The sequence below is a fragment of the Rossellomorea marisflavi genome, from assembly GCF_022170785.1.
GTDB lineage: Bacteria > Bacillota > Bacilli > Bacillales > Bacillaceae_B > Rossellomorea > Rossellomorea marisflavi_B.
This window is the reverse complement of sequence record NZ_CP081870.1, coordinates 3,677,759-3,704,173: the sequence shown is the minus strand read 5'-3', so window position 1 is coordinate 3,704,173 and position 26,415 is coordinate 3,677,759. Positions and strand designations below refer to the sequence as shown.

Genomic DNA, 26,415 nt, shown 5'->3' with positions numbered 1-26,415 from the left:
GGAAGGGAGGGACGGGGCATGAATACGCGATTCAAACGGATATTAAAAGAATTGATGGCGGTTGACGGCCTGGTGACGGGCAGTCATTTGGCCGGGGTGTCTAATGTCTCCTCCCGGACGGTACGGGAAGATGTGAAGCAATTGAATGAGTGCCTCGAGGGACATGGTGCCGTCATCAGGGCGGTCCGTGGCAGAGGCTATACCCTTGAAGTCGGAGATGATGCTGCTTTCAGGACCTTCCTACAGGAGCTTCTAGAGGTAAGTACGGATATGCCGGTTGCCCCAGAGCAGCGGGTAGGCTATCTTATCAGACGTTTCCTCCAAACCGATGGCTACTTGAAGATCCAGGACCTCGCCGATGAGATCCACGTGAGTTTTTCCACCCTCCAAAATGATTTGAAGGATGTAAAGGATATCCTCAGCCGCTATCACCTACACCTTGTCAAAAAGCCGAATTATGGTCTGAAGGTGGAAGGCGAGGAAGTGAATGTCCGGTTCTGTCTTGCCGAATACATCATCGATCGTACCACACCGGTCCGCAGGCAGATCCAGACCCTTCCCGATCTGCATGATGAGGAGCGTCTCGCTTTGATCTGGACGGTGGTGGAAAAGTATGTGGATCGTCATGGTCTTCAGATGTCCGATATTGCCATGAACAACCTGGTTATCCACATTGCAATTGCCTGTAAGCGGATGATGTCGGGCAATCTCATATCCGCCATCACCCTCCAGATGGAGGAGATCCTTAAAGAAAAGGAGTACATCATCGCAGGGAAGATGGTGGAAGAGCTTAATGAAGAGCTTGGTGTGTGTTTTCCACAGGTGGAAATCGCCTATATCGCCCTTCATTTATTGGGTACCCGCCTTGTGACGGAGCAGCGGCTTGAAGTCGAGTATCTGCAAGATGCAAAAGGTGAAGGGTATGCCGTCCTTGTGGATGAAATCCTCCGGGCCGTCGAACAGGAATGGAAGATCCGCCTGACGGAAGATGAAGAACTGCGGGCAGCCCTCCTTATCCATCTGAAGCCCGCCATCAACCGATTCCGCTACGGCATGAATATCCGCAATCCCCTATTGGACGATATCAAGAAAAACTATCCCGTTGCATTCGAGGCAGGGGTCGTGGCCGGAAGGATCATTGATGAAAACATGGAGGTTCAGATCGACGAAAACGAGATCGGTTACTTGGCCCTTCACCTGGGAGCGGCCATGGAACGGCAAAACCTTGCCGGATCGGGGCCAAAGCGCGTCATCATCGTATGTGCATCCGGTGCAGGGAGCGCCCGTATGATCAAGTATAAGCTTCAATCGAAATTCCGCCATGAAATGGACGTAGTGGCCACCACTGAGTATTATCACCTGAAGAACCACAACTTGGATGAGATCGACTTCATCATCTCCTCCATTCCCCTGGAAGAAGACCTCCCCATACCCGTCATTCATGTAAGAACCATCCTATCAGGAGAAGACTATACCAGGATCCAGTCTCATCTGGATCTTCAGCCGCATTTACATCAGACCTATCTGAGGAGGGATTGCCTGTGGATAAACGAACAGTATTCCACCAAGGAGGACGTACTCTCCGGACTGACAGACAAACTGGTGAAAAAAGGGCTCGTCGATCCGACCTTTTATGACAGCGTGATGCAACGGGAAGAGATTGCCTCCACCTCTTTTGGGCCACTATTGGCCGTACCCCATCCAATCTCTCCACAGTGGAACGAGACCTTCCTTGCCATCTGTTCACTTGAAAAGCCTGTATTATGGAATGGCGAGCCTGTACAGCTTGTTTGTGTCTTGAATGTAAAAAAAGAAAGTACCGAAGATCTGCAGATGGTCTATGCCTTTTTAACCGACTTGGTGGAGAATCAGGAGCTCGTTCAACGATGCCTCAAGTCGCAGTCTGTAAGTGAACTGTGGCAGATCCTGACCGGTGTTTGAATGTGCCATCTATCCCTTTTGACCTGACCCGCCCTGAGCGGTATAATCTGGTATGAATGGCTTTAGGGAGAGGATGCACGTGCACGTCGAAGAAGTAAGGAAACATCTCCATGCTTTCAAGGATGATGCCGGCCAGGGAGTGAGCCGAAAGCTCGACCTCGAAAAGGAGGAGCGCCTCCTGAACAGGATGGCCGATCTGGAACCTTGCGATGAGTGTGAATCGGGGCTGATGGAGCTTGGAGAAGAGTATAAGAGATTGAGAGCAAGATTGCCTGAACTTGAAAAATCGGATGTTCGTTCACATAGGAAAGTGCTGAACAAGCTGCTGAATCATGTCCACAAGGTCCATAAGGTGGTGCCCCAAAACTACTATATCGGTGTATTCATGCCCCTTGGTCTGACCTTCGGGATGCTGATCGGCCTGGGATTCCTCGAGAATATGGTGTATGGGTTCACCTTGGGGATTTCAATTGGCATCGCTATCGGTGCCGGACTTGACGCGAAAAGCAAAAAAGATGGATTGACGTTTTAAGAGGAAGGATGACGATTGTGGTCATCCTTCTTTTTTGTTCTATTAAACGAGTGTTTGAGATCATGATCACCGGTTTATCAACAGGTTATCCACTTTAAACAAACGTTTGATTAAAAATGGCCTGCCGGATCCTTTCCTTTGCCCCTTTTCGCCACTTCTTCACAGCCTCGGGCGACACACCTTCCAGCTCGGCGATTTCGCTGATCGAGAGCATGTGGAGAGAATGAGAGATGACCCACTTCTTTTGATTAGGCGTAAGATTCCCGCAGTAGGAAAGGAGGGTTTCCAACGCGAGGGTATCCAGGTCGTCACCGCCTGCTTCCGTTGCTCCTTCCTCCAGTTCGACTCCGCGCTCTTCTTCCCTCGCTTCCCTTTTCAACTCAGTCAGGATCCGTCCCCTGATATAGGAATAAGCGAAGGACGTGAACGTTCCTTTAGAAGAGTCAAATTTTCCGTATGCCTCCCAGAGGGCGATCAAGCCGGTCTGGTAATAGTCATGATGATTCTTGTAGATGCGTAGGGTGTGGATGATTTTGTGGATCATCTGGCTGTACTGTTCATGGACGAGTTCAAATGGTTCCATTTCCTATTCCTTTTGAGCAGGCGCCGCTCTGTTTTCCCGGTATATCCACAGTAAGGGAGAAAAGGATGGGTGGCAAAAGACCCAATCAGCTCTACATCAGGGGATAAAGCTGCTTGGACCTGTGGATAAAGGAAGTTTCTTTTAAGAAAACCTCAAGTTTTCTGTTAATTTAAGAAAAATGAAAATTGATCTATGAATTTGTCAGAATTTATGGTGCGGTTATCTACACGGATATACAAATATTGCCACTTATTTCCTTTATGATAGAGTTCATAGATTGGAGGGACGAGTGAATGAGAATAGGATTGGTCATGTTGGGTCTACTGACCTCATCGGTTGTGATCGGGGGGAAGTATCACTGGGAAGGAGAGGTGAGGGAAGTGCAGGCTTCGGCCTACGCCTCCCATCAGGAAGTGCTGGAAGTAGAGAAGGCGAAAGCAGAGAAGAAGGCAGAAAACGAAAGGCACCGGCTGCAGGTGTTGGACCGGATCAATGGGTTGCCCCGTGATGTTCAACCGCTCTTCAGGGAAAAAGAGGCCCAAGGGAAACCCGTACGCATGATGATCGCCGGGGCGTCGTCCACATCGGACGAACCAGGAGCCTGGCCCGATACGGTGAAAAAGGCATTGACGAAAGAGTATGGAGAAGATCTCCTATCCGTCTCCGTCCATGAAATCGGAGGAAAGACATCGGAAGAGGTTAAGAACGAAGGACTTCATCTTCCACTGGCAAAAGAAAAGCCGGATCTCCTCCTTTTGGAACCGTTTCTTCTGGCGGATAATAGTCATATCGATATGAAGCAAAGGCTGAAGAATCTATCTTCCATCCTGGATGCGTTCAAGAAGGAGAATCCTGATATCATGATTCTACTGCAGCCCTCCAACCCGATTCCCGATGCTCACTACTATCCATTGGAAGAGAAGAAGCTGAGGGAGTATGCCAAGGATCATCACTATCCATACATAGATCATTGGAAGGCCTGGAATGACGTTGAATCCCAGGTGACAAAGAAGGAACTTCCGAATAAAGAAGGGAATGAAGTGTGGTCGTCCTTCATGGTGGATTATTTTGTGGATAAGTCCAATTGAACCTGGCATACGCCGGGTTTACTTTTTTGCCTAAAATAGATCTTTAGATGTGTGGATTACCCTGTAAAAGTTAAAAATGATAATAAATAACTATTCTGAAATATCTTTATTTAAAAAACATTTGACAGTCTATCGATTAAAGTTGTATATTATATTTTGTGGACTTCTAAATAAAACTTTATTAGGATAATAAAGTCAACCCACTACAACTAAATAGTATGGCTTAATCGATCGAGCGGAGGAATCATGCAAGTGGTATTTCGATACCTTGGGGTGCATCCTTTTACTAGGTAGGGAACTCTCAATCCCGAATCCGACAGTTAACTCCGTATGCCAGTTGAGAGAAAGAACCTTTATTTTTCAACCAAAAGGCTGTTCTTTCTTAAGAACGGTCTTTTTTTGCTTTACGCACATCATCTAAGAGGGGGACCATCTATGAAAAAAATTCGTTTCGGTTTAGCCACCCAGATCTTCGTCGGGTTGATCCTGGGTATCCTTGTCGGGGTCATCTGGTTTAATGACCCGCGTGTTGCTACGTACCTCCAGCCGTTGGGGGACCTTTTCCTTCGTTTGATTAAAATGATCGTCATTCCGATCGTCATCTCCACTCTCATCGTCGGTGTGGCAGGCACCGGGAATGGAAAGGCGTTCGGCCGCCTCGGGGCAAAAACGATCATCTACTTCGAGGTCATCACGACCGTCGCCATCATCCTCGGGATCATCCTGGCGAACGTGTTCCATCCTGGAAGCCACGTCAATCTTGGGTCTGTGGAGAAAACAGACATCCAATCCTATGTGGATACTTCTGAAAGTCAGCAAGACAAATCCATTGCAGAAACCTTCCTGCATATCGTTCCGACAAACTTCTTCCAATCCATTGTGGAAGGGGATATGCTGGCGATCATCTTCTTCTCCGTGCTATTCGGACTTGGAGTGGCAGCCATCGGTGAACGTGGGAAACCGGTCATTAAATTCTTCGACGCCGTTTCCCATGCCATGTTCCACGTTGTGAACATGGTCATGAAGGTCGCGCCACTCGGTGTGTTCGCTCTGATCGGGGTAACCGTTTCGAAATTCGGGATCGATTCCCTTGTATCACTCGGAAAGCTCGTCGGTCTCGTCTATGCGGCCCTGATCTTCTTCCTCATCGTCGTGTTGGGGCTGGTGGCCAAATGGGCCGGAGTGAATATCTTCACTTTACTCAAATATTTGAAGGATGAGCTTCTACTCGCCTTCAGTACATCAAGCTCCGAGACTGTCCTTCCACGCGTCATGGAGAAGCTTGAGAAGATGGGCTGCCCGAAGGCCATCGTATCCTTCGTCGTACCGATCGGGTACACCTTCAACCTTGATGGATCGGTCCTGTATCAGGCCATCGCTGCCCTGTTCCTCGCGCAGGTCTACGGCATCGACCTTTCCATCATGCAGCAGATCACCCTCATCCTTGTCCTTATGGTGACATCAAAAGGGATGGCCGCTGTACCTGGTACATCCTTCGTCGTCCTCCTTGCCACCCTTGGTACCATCGGGGTACCGGCAGAAGGCCTTGCCTTCATCGCAGGGGTCGACAGGATCATGGATATGGCCCGTACCGTCGTCAACTTAACAGGAAACACCCTTGCCGCTATCGTCATGTCCAAATCAGAAGGGCAGTATGACGCAGATCATGGAAATGAAGTCATGAAGGCTGGTTAGGAAAAAACCTCCGCTCAGGAATCGATTGAGCGGAGGTTTTTTGTTATGGATTCTTTACAAATCACTAATATCTCTTCCATATTCCCTTCATATCCAGGGGCTAGACTGGATGAAAAAGGAGAAGGATGTGGACCGCATGTTCCATTTGATTAAATCAGACTACAGGGCATATGGGTTATCCCCGAAAGGATTGATCATCAGCTTCTTCAATGCTTCGACCTTCTGGCTTGTCGTGATGTACCGGATGGGGCACGCCCTTCATGTAAAGCGGGTGCCGCTCATTCCCAGGATCCTCCGGTCGGCAGGGATCATTTTCTATGGTGCAGAGATTTCCTACGGTGCCGAAATCGGTCCCGGCTTCCGCATTGCCCACTCGGTTGGAGTGGTGATCGGAACGAAAGTGAAGGCCGGGGCGAACCTCGAGGTGTTCCAAAACGTCACGATCGGGGGGAGGGACCAGGAGCGGAATGGTCAAATCAAGCCGATCATCGGTGATAATGTGACCATCTTCACGGGGGCCGTCGTGGCCGGTCCCGTCATCATTGGGGATAATGTGTCAGTCGGAGCAAACTCAGTCGTGACGAAGGATATACAGCCGGATGTGATCGTTGCGGGAGCACCTGCCAGGCCGGTGGGGAAGGTAGAGGTGGCGCATTCTTTGAGGAGTATGAGCGTGTAGAAAAGACCGTCCAATTTCTTGGACGGTCTTTCCTATTGTATTGATCTATCAAGCAGTTCCAGCTTTCAGCAGCATTCCATCAAGGGGTCTCCCCATGATGTTTTCGGTCCAGGATGATGTTTCTAATAAAGCTGAAAGGGTGGTTCCAGTATCAATCCCCATCTGATGAAACATATTGACCATATCTTCGGTGCACACATTACCGACTGCCTTAGGGGCAAATGGACAACCACCGAGGCCGGAGATCGAAGAATCAAAGTGGCGGACCCCAGCCTGGTAGCCAGCTAACGTATTGGCAAGTCCCAGTCCTCGGGTATTATGGAAGTGGAGGCCGAGCTTCAGGTCTTCTCCAAACGCCCTGTGAAACATCTTCACCAGATCATGGACCTGCTGGGGGTTTGCCATTCCTGTTGTATCGGCAAGGGTGATCCCTGTGCATCCTGCTTGAAGGAAACGTTCAGCTACATGAAGGACAGTGCTCGATTCCACGTTGCCTTCGAAAGGGCATCCGAAAGCAGTGCCGAGAACCCCCAACACGTCCTTGGAGGCAGCGGTCCCTTCACGGATGACGTCTTCCAGCTCGGTAACTGATTGGGCTACTGTCCGTTTGACATTCTTGAGATTTAAGCTGTCGCTTGTAGTCGTGACAACATGGAGACAGTCGACATCCGTCGTAAGGGCCCTTGTGAGGCCCGAGCGACTCAGGATGAGTCCTGCGTATGTGACTCCGTTGCCTTTGGGGAGTGCGTTGAGCACCTCTTCTGCATCTGCCATTTGAGGGACGACGGTAGGGTTGACGAATGAAACAGCTTCAAAATAACGGACACCAGATTCAATCAGACGTGTAATCAGCTCGGCTTTTTGTGCAGTACTGAGGATTTTAGGCTCATTCTGGAGCCCGTCACGTGGACCTACTTCACAGATTTCTATCATCCTGGATCCTCCTTTTACTGTTTGGCGCTTTTGATCTTATCCAAATGCTTTAAGACATGATCCCTTCCCTGGTAGATGTGTTCGTGCATGGCAATTCTGGCTCTTTCAGGTTCTTTATTCTGAATGGCCTGCAGAATGATTTTATGGATTTCCAATGATCGTCTTAATTGATTGTCATCATACCAATAGAAAGACCTGTAGACGATGGGGACGACAACGACTTTTGATAGATGAAAATGCAGATGAGCGTTGTTCGCTGCGGAGATGATCACCTCATGAAACTGCTGGTTCACATCAACGATTTCCTTGACCCTTCCTAGGTCGGATTCCCCATAATCTTGAATGACCTTTTCATATTGAATATTCGCGCTCTCCATTTTGACTAAATCCTCTTCTGTCCGATGAATGGCTGCCTGGCTTGCAGCGTACCCCTCGAGGAGAGTCCTGAGGTCATAGATCTGCCGGATGTCCTCATTAGTGAAGTTTCGGACACTTACGCCTCGTTTCAGGGGAATAACCAACCCCTCTGCTTCAAGATGCCGGATGGCTTCCCTGATCGGTGTTCTACTTAAATTCAGTTCCTTTGCAAGAAATTCTTCTCCCAATCGCATACCTGGAGTATAACGACCGTCAATGATAGCGCCTTTAATATATTTGTATGCATCCATACCAACACCTCATGTACATTGTATACAATAAAACTAAAATTCACAATATTTAATAAATAAAAGCGCTTTATTTAAATAGTTATTGACTAATTGTATACAAGAAGTTAAATTTGTATACAAGATTAAGAAAATTCTAACAAGGAGAGGATCATGTGGAGGAACAAAAGCTTCCATTGGAGGACTTGCGAGTGGTGGAACTGGGGACCTTGCTGGCCGGACCATTCAGCGGCAGGATGCTGGCGGATTTCGGAGCTGAAGTAATCAAGGTGGAGCCTCCGGGCAAATCGGATCCCATGAGAAACTGGGGGAAGTCCAAAGACGGAATCGGCCTATGGTGGCCGATTCAATCCCGGAATAAGAAGTCGATCACGCTCAATCTCAGAGAAGAGAAAGGACAGGGAATCTTAAAGGAGCTTGTGAAGGAAACTGACATCATCATTGAGAACTTCCGCCCTGGAACGATGGAAAAGTGGAATCTATCCTATGAGGAGCTCTCCGCCATCAATCCCCGCCTCATCATGGTACGGACATCGGGGTTTGGTCAAACAGGCCCGTATAAACACCGTGCAGGATTCGGAAGTGTCGGAGAGGCCATGGGTGGACTGAGGAATGTGACAGGATTTGAAGATCGTCCTCCCTCCCGCATAGGAGTATCAGTAGGAGATACGCTGGCTGCTCTCTTTGCTACGATTGGTTGTTTGGTTGCGGTACATGAGAGAAATCATTCAGGGAAAGGGCAGGTAGTGGATACGGCCTTGTATGAATCGGTTTTCTCCATTATGGAAAGTCTGATTCCCGATTATCTCCTTGCCGGGTATGTAAGAGAACGGATGGGGAATATCCTGCCGGGAGTAGCTCCGTCCAATATCTATTTCACAAAAGATCGCACCTATATCGTGATAGGGGCAAACTCTGATGGGGTATTTACCCGCTTGTGTGAGGCAATGGGGAACCCTGGCCTTGCAGAGGATGAACGGTTTTCCACTCATTATGCCCGGGGTGAAAATATGAAGCTCATCGACTCCATCATAGAGGAATGGACAAAATCCTTGGATGCACAAGAGGCACTGGAGATTCTTGCTGAGAAAGGAGTGCCTTCGGGACTGATATACACGGCAAAGGAAATCCTGGAGGATCCCCATTATAAGGAGAGGGAAATGATCCTCAAGGTTGACCATCCTGATCTGGGCGAATTCCCCATGCCTGGAATCGTTCCAAAGCTTAGTCGAACACCTGGAAGGGTCAAAGAAGCCGGGGCAGAGAAAATGGGGAAGCATAATATGGAAATTTATTCAGGTATGTTAGGGATGAAGAAAGAAGAGTTGGAAACGCTCCAGAAAGAGAATATCATCTGAAAAAATGTAAGCGCTTGATTTTGTTCGTTCAAAGAACAGGAGGAGGAAGAATGAAAGAGAAATCGATTAAGGAACCGATTCGTAAAAAGTGGATTTGGGTCTTCATGGTTTTATTGGTCATGGCCGTAGTACCGTGGTACTTTCCTTCAGCTGCCGTTGAACCCTTCATATTCGGTTTTCCCCTATGGGCGTTTATTTCCCTCATTTTTTCAATTGCTCTGTGTGGCTATTTGAGCTGGCTGTGCCGAACGCAGTGGAATCTTGTTGAAGATGAAGAAGAGTCTGAGCGAATGAAGGAGGAGCGATAAGGGATGGAACTTACGTTTGCAGGTGCTGATGGGATTATCATACTCTCGGCTTTTGCCGTGATCATGCTGGTGATCGGCTATTTTTCGGGCAGGGGTGAGAAAAACCTTCACCACTCTCTTTCAGGATATTATCTCGCTGGGAGGAACCTTGGAATCATTGCACTATTCTTTACTTTATATGCGACTCAATACAGTGGCAATACGATAGTGGGGTACGCCCCTTCGGCCTATCGGACCGGATTCTCTTGGCTTCAATCCATTTCCTTCATGACCATCATCATCGGGATCTATCTTTTATTTGCTCCCAGACTCTATGTTGTAGCGAAGCGCCGCAACTTCATTACCCCAACGGATTGGGTGCATCATCGTTTTCAATCGAAGGCCGTGACATTGTTGAGTATCTTTCTCATGCTGTGGGGTCTTGGAAACTATCTATTAGAGCAGCTTGTAGCGATTGGTCATGCGGTTTCAGGTATGACGGGGGGGACAATCCCCTATCAGATCGCTGTACTTGCCTTTATCTTCGTGATGTTGGCTTATGAATGGATGGGAGGTATGAAAGCGGTTGCTTTTACCGATGTCATGCAGGGGATCATCCTGATGGTGGGGATCATTGTATTCCTCATCGGTGGCCTTTATCTTGTGGGTGGCAATTTTGCAGAAGTTACCCGGTATATTCATGAAATGGAGCCGGTCAAAACCGCCGTTCCGCCGACTGAAGTGTCGATTAATTGGTTTAGCATGCTGCTCCTTGTCGGATTGGGTGCAAGTATATATCCCCATGCGGTGCAGCGGATCTATTCGGCACAGAGTGAAAGAACGCTTAAGAAGTCTTTTTCCAGGATGGCTTGGATGCCCCTGATTACAACAGGTTTGGTGTTTATCGTAGGTATTACAGCCATCATGTTGTATCCAGGCCTGGATACCGTCGGTTCAGAGCAGATCGTCGGCATGATGGCAAACGATATTGCTGCCATCAATCCATTTTATTATTGGATGATGATCATTTTCTTCGGTGGGATCGTGGCGGCCATCGTGTCGACTGCTGATTCAGTCCTCCTGAGCTTTTCTTCCATGATTTCCAATGATGTGTACGGGCGCTTTATGAATCCGCACGCGTCTGAGCACAGGAAGGTCATGGTTGGAAAGGTGGTCGGGGTTGTGGCTGTCTTCCTGCTTTTATGGGTGGCGTGGAATCCTCCAGGTACTCTGTATGAAATCTTTATTTTGAAATTTGAACTTCTTGTTCAGGTTTTCCCGGCGTTTGTCCTTGGTCTCTATTGGAAAGGGCTTGATAAGAGGGCGGTTTTCTGGGGGATGCTTTTCGGTGCGTTACTTGCCGGGGTCCTTACTCTTACAGGCAATAAAACGATTTATGGTATCCACGGGGGTGTGATCGGTCTTGGATTGAACTTTGTCATTTGTGTGGTAGGATCATGGCTACTTCCGTCGGCTGCCGATAAGCCGGTGGAAGAGGAGGAGTATCAAACATTACGTTCTAAAGCGAATTAGCAGGAAGGAGAATGGCAGATTGATAGAGTTCAACCCCAGTCAGTTACATGACAATCAAATGTATAAACTATTGAGTGGGTCGGTTGTTCCAAGGCCCATTGCCTGGGTATCGACCATTTCCGAGGCAGGGTGCTTGAATCTGGCACCATTCAGTTTCTTTACGGTCGCTTCGCGTAATCCCCCGATGCTCTGTTTCTCCATCGGGCCGGGTGTAGGGGAGAGGACGGGGACAGAAAAGGACACGTTTGTGAATATAAAAGCGATCGGTGAGTTCGTCGTGAATGTTGTTCCTGCCTCTCTCGGGAATCAGATGCACGTGACAGCTGAAAACGTGGAGGAAACAATAGACGAATTTAAAAGGGCAGGTGTTACTCCTGTTGAGAGTCGTACGGTGAGGGCAAAACGGGTGAAGGAAGCACCGATCCAGATGGAGTGTAGATTGGAACAGATGACTTCCCTTGGCTCTGATTGGTTGATCATCGGAAGAGTGACCCATTATCACATTCAGGAAGACGTATATCTGGGGGATTATAAGGTGGACTTGAACCGTCTTTCCCCTCTGGGGCGCTTGGCAGGGAATTATAGTGAGGTGGGAGAGGTCTTTACGCTTCCCAGATAACAAAAGGAAAAAGGCCGGTTCCGGCCTTTTTCCTTTATCCTTGTCTTCCAAGTTTCCTAAGATAAGAGCGCAGTTCCTCCCCAAGTCCATCCCGCTTCAGCGCAAAATCAACCGTGGCCCGTATAAAGCCGAACTTATCGCCGATGTCATATCGCTCTCCGTCGAATTCCTGGGCATAGACCGGGTGGTTGCTGCTATAGTGATGGATGGCGTCGGTGAGCTGGTATTCGCCTCCTGCTCCGGGTCCGAGGTCTTCGAGGTAGGAGAAGATCTCGGGGGTGAGGATGTAGCGGCCCATGATGGCAAGGTCTGATGGGGCATGGGAAGGGTCCGGTTTCTCGATGAGCCCGTCGACGATGTGGCAACCTGAACGCGCGGTTTGCGGACCTGTTTGGACAATCCCATATTTTCCCGTTTCGTCGTGGTCGATGCGCTGGACCCCGAGGATGGGACCTCCCAGCTCATCGTACGAGCTGATGAGCTGCTGCAGGCACGGAACCTTGGAGTCGATGAGGTCATCGCCGAGCATGACGGCAAAAGGGGAATCCCCGATGAACGAGCGGGCACACAGGACGGCATGCCCGAGTCCGAGTGGCTCCTTCTGCCTGATATAATGGATGTTTGCCAGGTTCGAGATCGACTGTATCTCTTCTAGCTCCTCCCACTTTCCTTTATCGGCGAGGGTGGATTCCAGTTCATAGGATTTGTCGAAGTGATCTTCGATGCTTCTTTTTCCCCGACCGGTAATGATGATGATATCCGTGATGCCGGAAGAAACGGCTTCTTCGATGATGTATTGGATCGTCGGCTTGTCGACGATGGGGAGCATTTCTTTGGGCTGTGCTTTCGTCGCCGGCAGGAACCGGGTCCCGAGACCGGCAGCGGGTATGATGACTTTCGTGACATTTTTCAACCCTCTCAGCCTCCTCCTCTTTTTCTCTTATCTTATCAGAATCGGATCAGAGATATGACGTTGGATGTTCCGGGGGAGGGTCAGTCGAAGATTTTCCCCGGGTTCAGGATCCCTTCAGGATCGAGGAGTTGCTTGAAGGATGTCATGACCGCCGCTGCTTCTCCGTGCTCCTGCACCTGGTATTTTTTCTTCCCGATGCCGACTCCGTGCTCCCCGGTGCAGGTTCCTCCTGATCCGAGGGCTTTGAGTACGAGCTCTTCATTGATATGAAGGGCTCTTTCGCGTTCATTGGGTTTCTTCGGGTCATAGACGATGCTTGTGTGGAAGTTTCCGTCCCCGACATGTCCGAAGACGCCTCCTAGAAGTCCGCTGCCTTCGATGAGGGTCCGGGCATGGACGACAAGGTCCGCCAAATGTGAGAGTGGAACGCACACATCGGAGCCGAGCATCTTCTTCCCTAGAATATGGCTGAAGGCATAGGAAAGCTCATGTCTTGCCCGCCAGATTTCGCTTCTTTCCTTCGATCCCGCGGCGCGTTCCCAGTGGCTGCATCCCGCGTCCTTCATCAGCTCTTCTGTGAGACTTGCTTCTTCTTCCACGCCGCCCTTCGTTCCGGCAAATTCGAAGAAAAGGGAATGCTCCTCGGGAAATGCATATTGTCCGTATGCGTTCACCTGACGGATGCTTTCGGAGTCTACTAGCTCGATCCGCTGGACGGGGATCCCGCTCATGAGGATCAGGTGGGCTGCTTCTGCACAGGCCTTCGGAGAAGGAAATGTACAGCGGGCTGCAATCCTATGCTCCGGCGTACCATGGAGCTTCAAGGTGATGCCGGTGATGATGCCGAGGGTTCCTTCCGATCCTGTAAAGAGGCCATTGAGGTGATAGCCGCTGGATGATTTTTTGGCACGGCTGCCGGTATGGATGGCCCTGCCGTCAGCCAAGACAACTTCAAGGTCGAGCACCTGATCCCTCATGGATCCGTAGCGGACGGCGGTGGTCCCGCTTGCGTTCGTTGCAGTCATGCCGCCGATGCTTGCATCGGCTCCCGGGTCGATGGGGAAGTGGAGACCATGGCGGTTGATCTGTTTGTTCAGGGCGAGGCGGGTAATGCCGGGCTGAACGGTAACGCTCATATCTTCGGGGCTGAAATGGAGGATGCGGTCCATCCGGGTGAAATCGAGAGAAATTCCGTTGTGGAGCGGGATAGCCCCTCCGTCCAATCCGGATCCCGCTCCGTATGGGGTCACGGGGATCCCGTACCGGGATGCGGTTCGGAGAATAGCCACTACTTCTTTCGTATTATCCGGGGAAACGACCACATCTGGGCTGACCCCGGGATGATGGGACTCATCGTGGCTATGCTGCAGCAAGGCGGTTTCGTTGATGGTTACACCGTCTGTTCCAATTTCTTCTATTAATTCACTGATTCATTGGGGATTCATGGGCTGACACCTTCCTCGTTTTACTAATTTTCAAAAAAGTCTATTTACAGGTAGGGTATCATACCGTACGATACATGTATACGGTATACCGGGAATGATTCAAACAAGGGGGGAAGGGTTTGATCATTAAAAAAACACTGGCAGGTCAGGCATTCCAGCTCTTAAGGAAGCAGATTCTTTCAGGAGAGCTGCCCTCGGGGGATGAGCTCCCGGAGAAAAGGCTTGCCGAAGAATATGGAATCAGCCGGACGCCGATCAGGGAAGCGCTGAGGAAACTTGCTGCCGAAGGGCTGGTGACGATTTCAGATGCGAAGATTGCCGTCGTCGCTTCCTTCACCGAGGAGGATGGGCTGCAGCATCTGGAGATCAGGGAGCTTCTCGAAGTATATAATCTCGAGGTGATCCCGGAACTGTATGACAGCCTTATGGGTGAACTAGACGACAATCTGGAAGCGCAGCACCGTGCGATACTAGAGGACCGATACGATGAGTTCATTGACCTGGACCGGCGCTTCCATCTCCTGTTGGCAGCACCGAATCCGAATCCGAAGCTGAAGGACATGATCAAAGCATCCAATACGGGAGTGAACCGTGCCTTCCTCGGATTGTCGGGCAGGCTCAGGATGAGTGCGATGGAAGCCTACGAAGAGCATGTTCACCTCGTCCGTTTCCTCAAGGTCGGGGACCGGGAGTCAGCGAAAAGGCAAATGCGTCATCATATGACTCAGATCAGACAGCGTATGCAGGGATACTATAGAGAAGATCGATAAAAGGGGGAAGGGTCATGGCACAGTGGCAAACGCCGGAAGCATTGCGAGCACTGCTTTGTGAGCTCGTCAGCTGGCACAGCAGGACGTTGACGGAAGGGGAAATCGAATTCCCGAGGAAGCTGATGGAAAAAATGAAGAGCATTCCGTATTTTACCGAGCATCCACAGCAGCTGAAGCTTGGGGAAGCCGATCTTGGGCGTTCATTCCTGACGGCCCTTTATAAGCATCCGCAAGCAAAGAAGACCATCGTCCTCATCAGTCATTTCGATACGGTGAGTACGGAAGAATACGGGGTGCTCGAAGCACTTGCATTCAATCCAGAGGCTCTCACCAAAGAGCTTCCTCAATACGCGTCCGAACTTCATCCCGAAGCGAAGAAGGATCTTGAAGCAGGCACGTTCCTGTGGGGACGCGGTACGATGGACATGAAGGCGGGGCTTGCCGTCCATATGGCGACCATCGAGAAAGCGGCAGAGGAAGGATGGCAGGTGAATCTGGTCCTTTTGACGGTACCGGATGAGGAGGTCAACTCTTCCGGTATGAGGGCTGCCGTGACGGCCCTCAATGACATGAAGGATGAGCATGGACTTACGTACACCCTCTTCCTGAACGGGGAGCCGGTCTTCTCCCAGAACCCGACGGATACGGCTTATAAAGTCTATTCGGGTTCCATCGGAAAAATCATGCCGTCGGCGCTTTTCTACGGGAGGGAAACCCATGTCGGGGAGCCTCTCAGCGGGTTGACCTCATCGTTCATGGCGTCATTCCTGACCAGGAAGATGGAATGGAATCCCCTGTTCCGGGAAAGCGATCAAGGCGAGTCGACGCCGCTTCCGATCACATTGCTCCAGGAAGACCTGCGCCTGAATTATTCGGCCCAGACGCCGTTTGGTACCGTGGCCATGTACAATGTGTTCACGATGAAGCGCTCGGCTGCCGATGTGATGAATACCTTCGAGGAGGTGGCCAGGGAAGCGGCAGACGAGTGCAATGAGTGGTACGGGGAGCTGTGCGAAAGGGAAGGGATCCCGGCGGTCGGCGATGTATCCGTCCTGCGCTACGGGGAGCTTCTCCGCTATGCCGAGATGAAGATGGGGAAGGAATACATCGAAGCATTGAAGCAGGATATCCGCTCGTATATCGGGGACGATCGGGAGAAATCATTCAAGATGGCCGATACCCTTCTCATTGATTGTCAGGAGCTGACGCCTGCCATCGTCTTGATGTATACCCCTCCGTATTATCCTGCGGTGAACACGTCTGACTCCCCCCTTGTGCAGAAGCTGGTGGAGAAGGTGAGGAGGGAAGCGGAGCGTTCTTTCGGACTGGAGGTGGAGCAGATCCACTACTTCAACGGGATTTCAGACTTGAGCTATGTGAATTTCAAGGATGAGCATCACGGCTGGACCGTGTATGAGGAGAACACCCCGGTGTGGGAAACGACGTACTCCATTCCCTTCGATGCCATGGCGAGCCTCGACGCCCCCGTCCTGAACGTTGGACCGTTCGGGAAGGATGCCCATAAGCGCACCGAACGACTTCATATCGAGAGTGCGTTTGTGAAAACGCCTGCTTTTGTGGAAGCTGTGATCAAAGAGGTAATGAATGATTGAATGACCGCGATCAGGGATCATCCCCTGCGCGGTTTTTTTATGGGAAAATGACGACTGAAAACTTTTTTACAAATAAAGTTAAACTTTTTAACAATATAGTGGAAGTTATAATTAGTAAACCTATAATGATTATAAAGTCCTGGTTCATTAGGGCTAAAAAATATGGGGTGATCATGTGAAAAAGTTTGAGGTGTTGATTACTGAAAGAACGGCAGCAATTTATCCTTCCTGTGACGGAGTGCATCAGTCAAAGGTTGTCGATTGTTCAGGGGAAGTCACGTACAGTAAAAAGACTGTGAAAGAAGTGCTTGAAGAATCCTGCATCGTCCACGGGTCCGATTATAACGGACGGATCAGGGCGGTTCGAAGAGTATTGTCGTACGATCGAAAGACACCGCTTTTGGTCAGCCTCATGGACTACATCCTGGCCATCCCTACTCAATCACCCGATAATGATGATTGCATCTGGTTATTCTGCCGTCATATCCACTCAACGACCGTCGCCTGCGGGAAAACGTTCGTCCATTTCACCAACGGGCTGAAGATGGAAGTGAATTGTTCGTATGACGTGCTACATAGACAGCTCCAACGCGGCGCGGTGACGATGAATTATTTCAGCCGTTACCCGAGACCTCATGGTGCGAAGAACTGATATGAAATAAACCTTACGGCTGGAACCCGGTTGATCAATGGTGGCATAAGGAGAACCTTTTATTCTCTCCCTGTCCCCTTCTTAGGTCAACCGGGTTTTTTCGTTGCCGTTTTTACACTAAAATATAATTTTATGAATTTTACAAATCCGTTGAAATATAATTTTAAAAGGGATTATAATAAGGATGAAAGCGCGTACGAGATTTAGGAGGAATTGAAATGCAGGATAATGTGTATGAACTGGGAACCGAGAAGGTCAATCCGGATACGTTAAAGATCGATACCGCAAGTACCGGTGAGGTGTTGCGGATGATGAATGATGAAGATCATAAAGTGGCAGAAGCCGTTAAAAAAGTCCTTCCTGTCGTAGAAAAAGTCGTGGATAAAGTGGTGGCATCTATCTCTTCAGGAGGTAGGCTCATCTATATGGGGGCAGGCACAAGTGGCAGGCTCGGCGTCCTTGATGCGGTGGAGTGCCCACCGACCTTCAGCGTGGGGAGCGATGTGGTCGTCGGCTTGATCGCCGGTGGTGAACGGGCATTCGTCAAAGCCGTAGAAGGAGCGGAAGATAATGAAGAGCTCGGGGCATCAGACCTTGCCGCGCTTCAGCTTTCTCCTGAAGATACGGTCGTGGGGATTGCGGCAAGCGGGCGGACGCCGTATGTCATCGGGGGGCTGCGGTACGCGAGGGAAGTCGGGGCTGTCACTGTCGCACTCTCCTGCAATGAAGGGGCAAGAATATCTGAGGAAGCCGAGCATAAAATTGAAGTGAATGTAGGTCCCGAAGCACTGACGGGTTCAACAAGGCTCAAAGCAGGGACGGCTCAGAAGCTCGTGCTCAACATGATCTCCACTGCCTCCATGATCAAACTTGGAAAAGCCTACGGCAACCTCATGGTCGATGTGAATATCAGCAACTATAAGCTGGAACGAAGGGCCGTCGGCATCATCCGTGATATCACGGGGACCGACGAAGATACGGCGCTGAAGACGTTGAAGCTTGCTCATAATGAGGTCAAGGCCTCGATCGTCATGATCAAGCTCGGCTGCGGGTATGACGAAGCGAAGGACCGGCTGCGGGATGCCAACGGGTACGTTCGGGTGGCTATTGAAGAATAGTCCCACCCGTTGGCGTCAGATATAAAAAAAAAAGGGGTCGAGAGGAGAGGGTCGCAGTGACAAACAGAGAACTGGCAGCAGCGATACTGGAGAAGTTCGGCGGTGCGGGGAACATCACGAGCTACGAGCATTGCATGACAAGGCTTCGTGTAAAGGTTGCCGATGAGAGTCTTGTGGAGAAAGCAACCATGAAGGACATCGATGGCGTCATCGGGTTTGTGGAAGATGACACCTATCAGGTCATTTTGGGACCGGGGAAAGTGAACAAGGTCACGGAAGAGTTCGGGAAACTCGTTGCAGAAGATGGAGGCGACATCGATCTGAAGGCACGGGCTGCTGACCGGAAGGCGGAACTGAAGAAAAAGAACAGTACGCCGGTCAAGCTTTTACTGAGAAGGATCGCCAATATCTTTATTCCTCTTATTCCTGCATTAATCGCTTCCGGTCTCATCACAGGCTTTACGAAATTCTTCGTCCAGGCCGGCTGGCTGAATGGTGAGTCCGATCTCGTGATGATGCTGTCCGTGATCGGTAGCGGGTTGTTTGCTTATCTTGGCATTCTTGTTGGGGTAAATGCTGCCAAGGAATTTGGCGGTTCACCGGCACTCGGGGGACTTGCGGGGATCCTTATCATCAACCCGGCCATCGGCGACATTGCCCTCTTCGGGGAAAATCTCCTTCCGGGCAGGGGCGGACTGATCGGGGTGTTGATTGCTGCCGTCTTCATGGCCTTTGTCGAGAAGAATGTCCGGAAGATCATGCCACAGGCCATCGATATCATCTTTACGCCGACGATTGCTCTCTTAGTCACGGGTTTATTGACGTATACCGTCTTCATGCCGGTGGGTGGATTCATATCTGATATTATTACTAAAGGATTATTATCATTGATCGAAGTCGGCGGTATCGGTGCAGGATTCGTCCTTGGGGCGACATTCCTTCCACTTGTCGTGACCGGACTGCATCAGGGCTTGACGCCTGTACATCTTGAGCTCATCAATTCCATCGGGGACGATCCACTTCTGCCGATCCTCGCCATGGGTGGTGCCGGTCAGGTCGGAGCGGCCTTCGCCATCTTCTTCAAAACAAAGAAGCCGAAGCTGAAGCGGGCCATCGGAGGATCCCTTCCTGCTGGTATCCTAGGCATCGGTGAGCCATTGATCTTCGGGGTGACGCTGCCTCTTGGCCGTCCGTTCCTGACAGCATGTCTCGGCGCCGGTTTCGGTGGTGCCTTCCAAGCCTATTTCGATGTGGCGACCTTCGCCATCGGTGTTTCGGGTGTACCGCTGATCTTCCTTGTGAACGCAGGGGAAATCCTCTATTACGTCATTGGATTGCTCATTGCCTATCTCGCAGGCTTCCTGTTGACGTATGCATTCGGATTCAAAGACGAGATGGCGAGTGAGTTTGAATGATCGGTATTTCGATTTATCTGTCTGATCCACGGGCAGAAGAACGGATCATCCGTGCCTCTGCCTTGGGGATCAAACAGGCTTTCACATCCTTTCATATCCCGGAGGAGCCTGCCGGCCAGGAGCGGATACGCCAGCTCCTCTCCCTTTTCCATGATGAAGGCTTCGAGGTCTTCGCTGACGTCTCACGGCAGACTCCGGAGATGCTCGGCCTCACCTGCTTCAGGGAGATGAGGTCGCTTGGGGTCACGGCCCTGAGACTGGATGATGGGTTCTCGCGCGAGGATGTGGAGCATCTTTCCCATCACTTCAAGCTCGCCATTAACGCAAGTACCGTCAGGAAAGAAGAAGTCGAAGAATGGTTGGGGATGGGAATCGATCCTTCCGCACTGATCGCATGGCACAATTTTTATCCGAGAAGGGAAACGGGGATCAGCACAGCGTTCTTCCGTTCCCAACAGGAGATGTTCGACGCTTTCGGAATTCCCGTGTATGCTTTCGTACCCGGTGATGAGGAACGGAGGGGACCGTTATTTCAGGGACTCCCGACGCTTGAAGATCATAGGCACGGAGATCCATTCGTCCATGCGGCCGGTCTTTTCCATGAAGGGGTCAGCGGGGTATTCATCGGCGATCCTGGATGGTCAGCGGATCTTTTGCATCACCTTCACGAGCTGGACGCGGATGGGATCATCACCCTTTCCTATGAAGGCGCCGGTGAGGTGGAGGGTGACTATGTCCTAAGGCCGGATCCGGGGCGGGATGTTCTCAGGATCATGAACACAAGGACGGCTGCCGGAGTTTCGCCTGAAGCATGCATTGAGCGCTCGCCGGGAGCCATCACGATGGATAATGATGATTATGGGCGCTACCGCGGGGAGATGGGGATTGTCCTACACCCTTTGGAAGCCGATCCTTCCGTCAACGTGATGGGCTGGATCCATGAACGGCATATGCCGCTCCTTGCCCTCCTGAAGCCTTCCCAACGGATCCGCTTCAAAAAACAGATGTAAACCATGGGACCCTGTCTTGCCGGCAGGGTCTTTTTCGTAAGTGAAAATCACACATACATACATCCTCTTCGTCCATACTAAGAGCAAATCATTCACGACGGAGGAGGGGAACTAGTGAAAAGAATATGGGTGGCATTCATCCTTGCCGCGTTCATGGGCATCGCATATCCCTTCACGGCTGAAGCCGCTGAGGACAGCACGGTGGCTCATTGGCGATTCTCCAAGAGTGAAGTGAAGAGCGGATCACTGGATGAGGGGAAACTGATCTTGAAGGACCGGAGCGGGAAAGGCAATGAGCTCATCCTGGTCAATGATGGAACCGATGGGCTCTTGAACTGGTCGAAGGATGATATCGCACGGAAATTCATCGTCGGAAGCCTCGACTTTCATAACCGCAAAAGCTTGAAGGGCGGGCAATATTTTGAGACGGGTAAAGATGCCCCCCTCAATGGGGAGGCCTTCTTGAAAGGCTATACCATTGAAGCGGTCGTCAAGCTTCCCGATCCTTTCACAAGGGATGAATACAGTGGCATGGGGATCCTCGGCAGGAAAGGGTCTGAGCTGACCATCACGCATTTTAAACAGGTACAGTGGGAGGGAACACCGGCAAACGGCAAGAAATCCAGGGTTTTCGGGTCCTTTGCCCTCCCGGGGAAAAAGGATTGGTATCACATCGCTGTGGTCAATGACGGCAAGAAGACGAGGGTGTTCATCAACGGCGCGGAAGATTTCCGCCAGAATGCATCCACCGTCAACGGGCTACTGGCACCCAACAAAGGGGTGTGGACGATCGGGAAGGGGATCGGCAAGGGTTCATTATTCGCCGGAAGCATCCAAGAGATCCGCATTTCGGATAAGGCGCTCCCAAAAGGGAAGTGGCTCATTCCGGAACCGAGGAAAAATAGTCTGCGCAGCGGGATGAGCAACAAAGGTCATCTGCTGGGCAACAAGGAAAACTACAACTTCCTCTTTGTGCCTGATCCCCAGAAGACGGTCCGCTACATGCCTGCGCTGTTCCATCAGCAGGTGAAATGGATCTCCACCATGCAGGAGAAATTGAATATTGCCATGACGGCATTCCTTGGGGATATGGTGGATCAGAGTGATTCCGCCAAGCAGTGGGAACACTCATCCCTGAGCCTGAGCGTCCTGGATCGCCGCAGGGTCCCCTACATCACTCTCGCAGGGAATCATGATTACGGGCTCGGCAATCCTTATCTCTACTATTACGGACCGAAGCGCTACACGGATAAGCCCTATTATAAGGGGACGTCCCCGTCAAAATTCAGCTCCTATTCCATTACGGAAGCGGGAAGCTATGAATACCTCTTCCTCTCAGTGGACATGGGCCACCTGAAGAAAGACTTGCCGTGGGCCAAAAAGGTCCTGAAGGAGCACCCCGGGATCCCGACGATCCTCTTGTCCCATGAGATCCTCACAAGCGATGGGACGTTCCCTGTCGATACGAATCGCGGCAGTCGCCTGTGGGAAGGCCTTGTGGATGGGAATGATCAAGTGTTCATGACGGTGAATGGACACCACCAGGGAACCGTGCACCGGATTAAGGAAAACCGTTTCGGGCATCCCGTCATCCAAGTCCTCGTCGACTATCAATCAAGCTATAACGGCGGTAACGGCTGGATGAGGCTCGCTGAGTTCGATGAAAAGCATGATAAGATCCGGTTCCGCACCTATTCCCCTTGGGCCGATTCACTCCCTGAAAAGGAACGGAGCTATTTCGATTCCCCGTATCTGACGGGTGACGAGCACCAGTTCACGGTTCCATTGCACTTTAAAGAACGATTTGATTTATAGCGTCCGGATTACGGGCGCTATTTTTATTTCCACTGAAGCTGGTGGGAACGTTTTCTCTTCACTACACAAGCAGGGACCATCCTATTTATGTCGAATTATAATGGAATATGTCTCTTTTCCTTATATAATATGTATTGTGGGTATATGTTCTACTATATGTAAAGGATGGTTCGATTGGAAGATATAGTCGTGACCGGGTATGGCCTGAAGATACCCGGTGCAAAGAATAAACAAGAATTCCATCATATATTGGAGGCAGGGATTTGCACCCACTCCATCCTGAAAGGAAAGGGAAGAAACGAAGGAGATATCATTGCGGGGCTGATCGACGATGAGTTCGAGACGTTCGGCAACAGGAATTACCGGCGGTATCCGAGATCGACAAGACTCGCCGTCGCGGCCGCACGCGATGCGGTTGACATGAGCGGGCTGTCGGCGGATCCCAGACGGATCGGCGTCATCATCGGTACATCGGCAGGGGCGATCCTGGAAGTGGAAGCCTATGCCCCAGTGGCATCAGGATTGAAAGGCTATCCGGTCCACGGGGTTTCCATCGTCGATTCCCATACGATTTCCTCCACTGTATCGGAGCATATCGGGGCGAAGGGGCCTGCATATACCATTACGACAGGCTGTACGGCAAGTCTTGATGCCGTGTCCTTGGGGAAATTACTGCTTAAGACGGGTCAGGTCGATGCCTGCCTGGTCGGGGGGACCGATGCCCCTCTTGGACAGTGGAGCATCAATGGCTTCCTCAAGATGAAGGCCATTCAATCTGCCAGCTCCATCACCGATGCAGGCGTCCCTTTCTCTGAACAGCATGACGGCTTCGTCCTCGCAGAAGGAGCGGCCATGCTCATCCTCGAAAGAAGGGAAGATGCGCTTAAAAAGGGGCGACCCATCCACGGAAGTATCGGAAAAGTGGTCTCACGCAATGAAGGGAAGCCGATGCTCCAGGTTGATGAGACGGGCAAAGAGATGCTTTTGGTCCTCCAAGCGGTTGTAGGGGATGCGACCCCCACCTATGTGAACAGCCAGGCACTCGGCCTGAAGGTGAATGACCGGATCGAATCCAAGAATCACCATCGCATGTTCAAAGGGAAGGTCCCGATCACGTCGATCAAAGGGATGACGGGCCATTCCTTTGCCGCCATGGGAGCGATCCAGACGATCTCTTCCATCCTGTCCATGGAGTACGGATTTATCCCGCCCACCATCAAAACCAGGCAGAAAGGATTTGAGTCCCTTCCCTTGGTGAGGGAGACGATCTATCAGCCGGTCTCGAGCGTCAGCATCACCACACACGGCATAAGCGGAAATAATGCCTGTATGCTAATTTCGAAGTAGGAGGGATGGCATCATGTTTTTTTTATACTCAGTTATCGTCGCATTGATTCCGATCATCATCGGCGCCACCATCCTTCGCATGTTCAAAGGAAGCCGTCTATCGAGGGTGCTTTTCTTATTCCTCGTTTTCGCCACGTTCTGGCAGTTGGATGTATCGGTATTATTCGCTTATACGCTGCTCCCTGAGGAGGTAGTCGAGTTTCTCTTCAGGCTCTTCCGGTTCGGCAGCATCATGATCGCACCGATTCTCTTCCACGTGGCCTACACCGTTTATACGCAGGAGATGAAGCACTTGAAGGGGACCAGATGGCGCTTCTTCATGAATAGGAGCATCCTCATCTTCTTCTATTGCTGGAGTTTCGCTGTTTATGTGATCGGATGGACCGAGAAGGGGGTCGCCTCCCTGCGGGTGATCAATCCAGGTCATGCATTCCCATTCTACTTCCCTGTACCAGGCGAGTATTCGTGGGTGTTTTATCTGAATACGATCATGTTCGCCGTCAGTCTCGCTGTATCCTATTTATTATCGAGATGGATCGAGAGCCCGGCCCAGCGTTCCTTCCTGATCCACTTCACCATCTCCACCGTGGTGGGCTATTCCCTCGGGGTACTGAATCTCTATCCCGGTTCCATGCTGCTACCGAGTTCATTCGCGGTCCTGCTGTTCGCCATTTCCATCTTGATCTTGTCTAATCGCATCCATGTGGAAACCGTGAAGAAGATGAATGAACGGATCGATGAGCAGCACACCTTCCTCAGGACGGTGATCGATATGAACCCGAGCTATATTTATGCAAAAGATGAGGACGGGCGGTATTACCTGGTGAATCTCGCTTATGCCTCCTTATTCGGGCTCTCCAAGGATGAGATGATCGGCAAGACCGATCTGGAGCTGCAGGAGAGCAGGCAGACGGGCGGGGACATTGCGGAAATGGACCGGTTCATCTTGCGGACGATGAGGGGGATCGATGTCGAGGAAGAGAAATTCGTCGACACAAGCGGCGGTGTCCGCTGGCTCCAAACGTCGAAGATCCCCATTGTGACGGATGACACCACCCTGGTGCTCTGTGTATCCACAGACATCACGGAGCGGAAGGAGCATGAAGAAGAGCTTGCCTATCAGGCGAATCACGATGTATTGACGAGGCTCCCGAATCGCCGGCAGTTCAATGATGATCTCACAGGCTTCCTTGAGGATGCCTCCGGTGGAGCCCTCATGCTCATCGATCTGGATCGATTCAAATACATCAATGATACCCTTGGTCACGACTTCGGGGACTTGCTCCTCATCGAAGTTGCCGAGCGTTTGGAAGATTTCCTGAGATCGTATGGAGCGAACGTCTATCGGCTTGGCGGGGATGAGTTCACCCTTCTCTTCCCGGATTGTTCCAAGGAGGACGCGGTGGCCATCGCCAACGATCTGCTCGATCAGTTCAGAAGGGAGTTCTGGATACAAGGACAGGAATATACCATCACACCGAGCATCGGGATCAGCCTTTATCCACAGGATGCCCGAGACGCCAAGACGCTCGTGAAAAATGCCGACACGGCCATGTACTATGTGAAAGAGAAAGGGAAGAACAGCTTCCAGTTCTTCTCTGATGAAATGAACCATCAGTTCTACCGGAAGATGGTCATCGAGAAAGAGCTGCGGTCGGCTCTCTCCCGCAACGAACTGACCTTGCATTACCAGCCGTCCTGGCATCTTTCAACTGAGAAGGTGTGTGGGATGGAGGCACTCCTTCGATGGACCAACCAAACCTTGGGTCCGGTGTCGCCGTCTGAATTCATTCCCGTTGCTGAAGAAACGGGACTCATCATCCCGATAGGGGAATGGGTGCTGAAGGAAGCCTGCAAGCAGAACGTCCGCTGGCAGCGTGCCGGCTACCCGCCGATGAAGGTAGGCGTCAATGTCTCGATCAAGCAGCTCCTTGACGAATCATTCGCCTGCATGGTGAAGGACGTTCTGAAGCGGACGGGTCTCAATCCGGATTATCTCGATCTAGAAGTCACCGAGAGCATCGCCATGTATGAACTAGACATTATGATCCGGAAGCTGAACGAACTGAAGGAGATCGGGGTTTCCATCTCCATGGATGATTTCGGGACGGGCTACTCAAGCTTGAGCTATCTGAAACAGTATCCACTCGATACGTTGAAGATCGACCGCTCCTTCATCAAGGGGATTTCTTCCCATGAGGATCACAAAGCCATCGTCATGAGCATCATCTCCATGGCCAAGCATCTGCAGCTGAAGGTCACCGCAGAAGGAGTCGAGGATATGGGGGAATACGACTTCCTGAAACAGACCGAATGCGATGTGATCCAAGGGTATGCCATCAGCAGACCTCTGTCTCCTGAAGACTTCGAGAAGAACGTATTCGGCAAGATGAAACTATAATGA

The 26,415-nt window shown here is 50.8% G+C and carries 23 protein-coding genes and 1 riboswitch; of the genes, 18 read left to right on the top strand and 5 right to left on the bottom strand.

The window, feature by feature from the left end:
- The first annotated feature begins 18 nt into the window (after window positions 1-18).
- On the top strand, window positions 19-1,941 hold the full coding sequence (locus K6T23_RS19235) for a BglG family transcription antiterminator (protein ID WP_238282733.1): 1,923 nt from the start codon (window positions 19-21) through the stop codon (window positions 1,939-1,941).
- Between the two features lie 79 nt (window positions 1,942-2,020).
- The gene (locus tag K6T23_RS19230) at window positions 2,021-2,473 is read left to right on the top strand and encodes a ZIP family metal transporter (RefSeq protein WP_056540022.1); all 453 of its coding nucleotides are present in this window, start codon (window positions 2,021-2,023) and stop codon (window positions 2,471-2,473) included.
- Window positions 2,474-2,567: 94 nt separating this feature from the next.
- Here the strand turns inward: K6T23_RS19230 and K6T23_RS19225 are convergent, their stop codons facing one another.
- Window positions 2,568-3,056, bottom strand: a complete 489-nt coding sequence (locus tag K6T23_RS19225; protein WP_238282731.1) for a sigma-70 family RNA polymerase sigma factor — start codon at window positions 3,054-3,056, stop codon at window positions 2,568-2,570.
- Between the two features lie 293 nt (window positions 3,057-3,349).
- On the opposite strand from K6T23_RS19225, the gene K6T23_RS19220 reads away from it, so the two are divergent.
- From K6T23_RS19220 to K6T23_RS19210, 3 genes are all read left to right on the top strand, one after another.
- Window positions 3,350-4,144 carry an SGNH/GDSL hydrolase family protein gene (locus K6T23_RS19220; RefSeq protein ID WP_238282729.1) on the top strand — a complete coding sequence of 265 codons (795 nt, stop codon included), beginning with the start codon at window positions 3,350-3,352 and terminating at the stop codon, window positions 4,142-4,144.
- A 210-nt stretch (window positions 4,145-4,354) separates the two neighbouring features.
- A riboswitch (cyclic di-AMP (ydaO/yuaA leader) is annotated at window positions 4,355-4,493 on the top strand.
- Between the two features lie 86 nt (window positions 4,494-4,579).
- A complete protein-coding gene (locus K6T23_RS19215) occupies window positions 4,580-5,839 on the top strand; it encodes a glutamate/proton symporter GltT (RefSeq protein ID WP_056540032.1) in 1,260 nt (419 codons plus the stop codon).
- A gap of 109 nt (window positions 5,840-5,948) precedes the next feature.
- Window positions 5,949-6,518: a serine O-acetyltransferase gene (locus K6T23_RS19210; RefSeq protein WP_056540037.1), complete on the top strand. Its 570-nt coding sequence runs from the start codon at window positions 5,949-5,951 to the stop codon at window positions 6,516-6,518.
- 48 nt (window positions 6,519-6,566) lie between these two features.
- On the opposite strand, the gene K6T23_RS19205 is transcribed toward K6T23_RS19210, so the two are convergent.
- Both K6T23_RS19205 and K6T23_RS19200 read right to left on the bottom strand, forming a co-directional pair.
- Window positions 6,567-7,451 carry a hydroxymethylglutaryl-CoA lyase gene (locus K6T23_RS19205; protein ID WP_238282727.1) on the bottom strand — a complete coding sequence of 295 codons (885 nt, stop codon included), beginning with the start codon at window positions 7,449-7,451 and terminating at the stop codon, window positions 6,567-6,569.
- Between the two features lie 14 nt (window positions 7,452-7,465).
- Window positions 7,466-8,119, bottom strand: a complete 654-nt coding sequence (locus K6T23_RS19200; RefSeq protein ID WP_056540041.1) for a GntR family transcriptional regulator — start codon at window positions 8,117-8,119, stop codon at window positions 7,466-7,468.
- Between the two features lie 152 nt (window positions 8,120-8,271).
- Between K6T23_RS19200 and K6T23_RS19195 the strand changes: the two genes are divergently transcribed.
- The 4 genes from K6T23_RS19195 to K6T23_RS19180 are packed head-to-tail and all read left to right on the top strand — an operon-like array spanning window position 8,272 to window position 11,913.
- Window positions 8,272-9,474, top strand: coding sequence for a CaiB/BaiF CoA transferase family protein (locus K6T23_RS19195; RefSeq protein ID WP_056540044.1), 1,203 nt, complete (start codon window positions 8,272-8,274; stop codon window positions 9,472-9,474).
- A 50-nt stretch (window positions 9,475-9,524) separates the two neighbouring features.
- Entirely contained in the window at window positions 9,525-9,782 is a 258-nt protein-coding gene (locus tag K6T23_RS19190; RefSeq protein WP_238282725.1) for a hypothetical protein, read from the top strand.
- Between the two features lie 3 nt (window positions 9,783-9,785).
- On the top strand, window positions 9,786-11,294 hold the full coding sequence (locus K6T23_RS19185) for a sodium:solute symporter family protein (protein ID WP_056540046.1): 1,509 nt from the start codon (window positions 9,786-9,788) through the stop codon (window positions 11,292-11,294).
- A gap of 58 nt (window positions 11,295-11,352) precedes the next feature.
- Window positions 11,353-11,913: a flavin reductase family protein gene (locus K6T23_RS19180; protein WP_238282723.1), complete on the top strand. Its 561-nt coding sequence runs from the start codon at window positions 11,353-11,355 to the stop codon at window positions 11,911-11,913.
- A 34-nt stretch (window positions 11,914-11,947) separates the two neighbouring features.
- Here the strand turns inward: K6T23_RS19180 and galU are convergent, their stop codons facing one another.
- Window positions 11,948-12,826: a UTP--glucose-1-phosphate uridylyltransferase GalU gene (galU, locus tag K6T23_RS19175; RefSeq protein ID WP_238282720.1), complete on the bottom strand. Its 879-nt coding sequence runs from the start codon at window positions 12,824-12,826 to the stop codon at window positions 11,948-11,950.
- Window positions 12,827-12,906: 80 nt separating this feature from the next.
- Window positions 12,907-14,199: an FAD-binding oxidoreductase gene (locus K6T23_RS19170; RefSeq protein ID WP_238282718.1), complete on the bottom strand. Its 1,293-nt coding sequence runs from the start codon at window positions 14,197-14,199 to the stop codon at window positions 12,907-12,909.
- A gap of 191 nt (window positions 14,200-14,390) precedes the next feature.
- Here K6T23_RS19170 and K6T23_RS19165 point away from each other — a divergent pair, with 191 nt between their 5' ends.
- From K6T23_RS19165 to K6T23_RS19125, 9 genes are all read left to right on the top strand, one after another.
- Complete coding sequence (locus K6T23_RS19165) at window positions 14,391-15,041, top strand: GntR family transcriptional regulator (RefSeq protein ID WP_238282708.1); 651 nt, start codon at window positions 14,391-14,393, stop codon at window positions 15,039-15,041.
- A gap of 14 nt (window positions 15,042-15,055) precedes the next feature.
- Window positions 15,056-16,654: a M20/M25/M40 family metallo-hydrolase gene (locus tag K6T23_RS19160; RefSeq protein WP_238282707.1), complete on the top strand. Its 1,599-nt coding sequence runs from the start codon at window positions 15,056-15,058 to the stop codon at window positions 16,652-16,654.
- A gap of 175 nt (window positions 16,655-16,829) precedes the next feature.
- On the top strand, window positions 16,830-17,306 hold the full coding sequence (locus K6T23_RS19155) for a competence protein ComK (protein WP_056540059.1): 477 nt from the start codon (window positions 16,830-16,832) through the stop codon (window positions 17,304-17,306).
- Window positions 17,307-17,524: 218 nt separating this feature from the next.
- Window positions 17,525-18,424, top strand: coding sequence for an N-acetylmuramic acid 6-phosphate etherase (gene murQ, locus K6T23_RS19150; protein ID WP_056540061.1), 900 nt, complete (start codon window positions 17,525-17,527; stop codon window positions 18,422-18,424).
- Between the two features lie 56 nt (window positions 18,425-18,480).
- Entirely contained in the window at window positions 18,481-19,839 is a 1,359-nt protein-coding gene (locus K6T23_RS19145) for a PTS transporter subunit EIIC (protein WP_148984757.1), read from the top strand.
- Entirely contained in the window at window positions 19,836-20,849 is a 1,014-nt protein-coding gene (locus K6T23_RS19140) for a MupG family TIM beta-alpha barrel fold protein (RefSeq protein ID WP_056540067.1), read from the top strand. Before K6T23_RS19145 ends, K6T23_RS19140 begins: the two co-directional genes overlap by 4 nt.
- A gap of 114 nt (window positions 20,850-20,963) precedes the next feature.
- Window positions 20,964-22,664, top strand: coding sequence for a laminin G domain-containing metallophosphoesterase family protein (locus tag K6T23_RS19135; protein ID WP_238282705.1), 1,701 nt, complete (start codon window positions 20,964-20,966; stop codon window positions 22,662-22,664).
- Between the two features lie 174 nt (window positions 22,665-22,838).
- A complete protein-coding gene (locus K6T23_RS19130; protein WP_238282696.1) occupies window positions 22,839-24,011 on the top strand; it encodes a beta-ketoacyl synthase N-terminal-like domain-containing protein in 1,173 nt (390 codons plus the stop codon).
- A 13-nt stretch (window positions 24,012-24,024) separates the two neighbouring features.
- Entirely contained in the window at window positions 24,025-26,412 is a 2,388-nt protein-coding gene (locus K6T23_RS19125) for an EAL domain-containing protein (protein ID WP_238282693.1), read from the top strand.
- Window positions 26,413-26,415 lie beyond the last annotated feature (3 nt).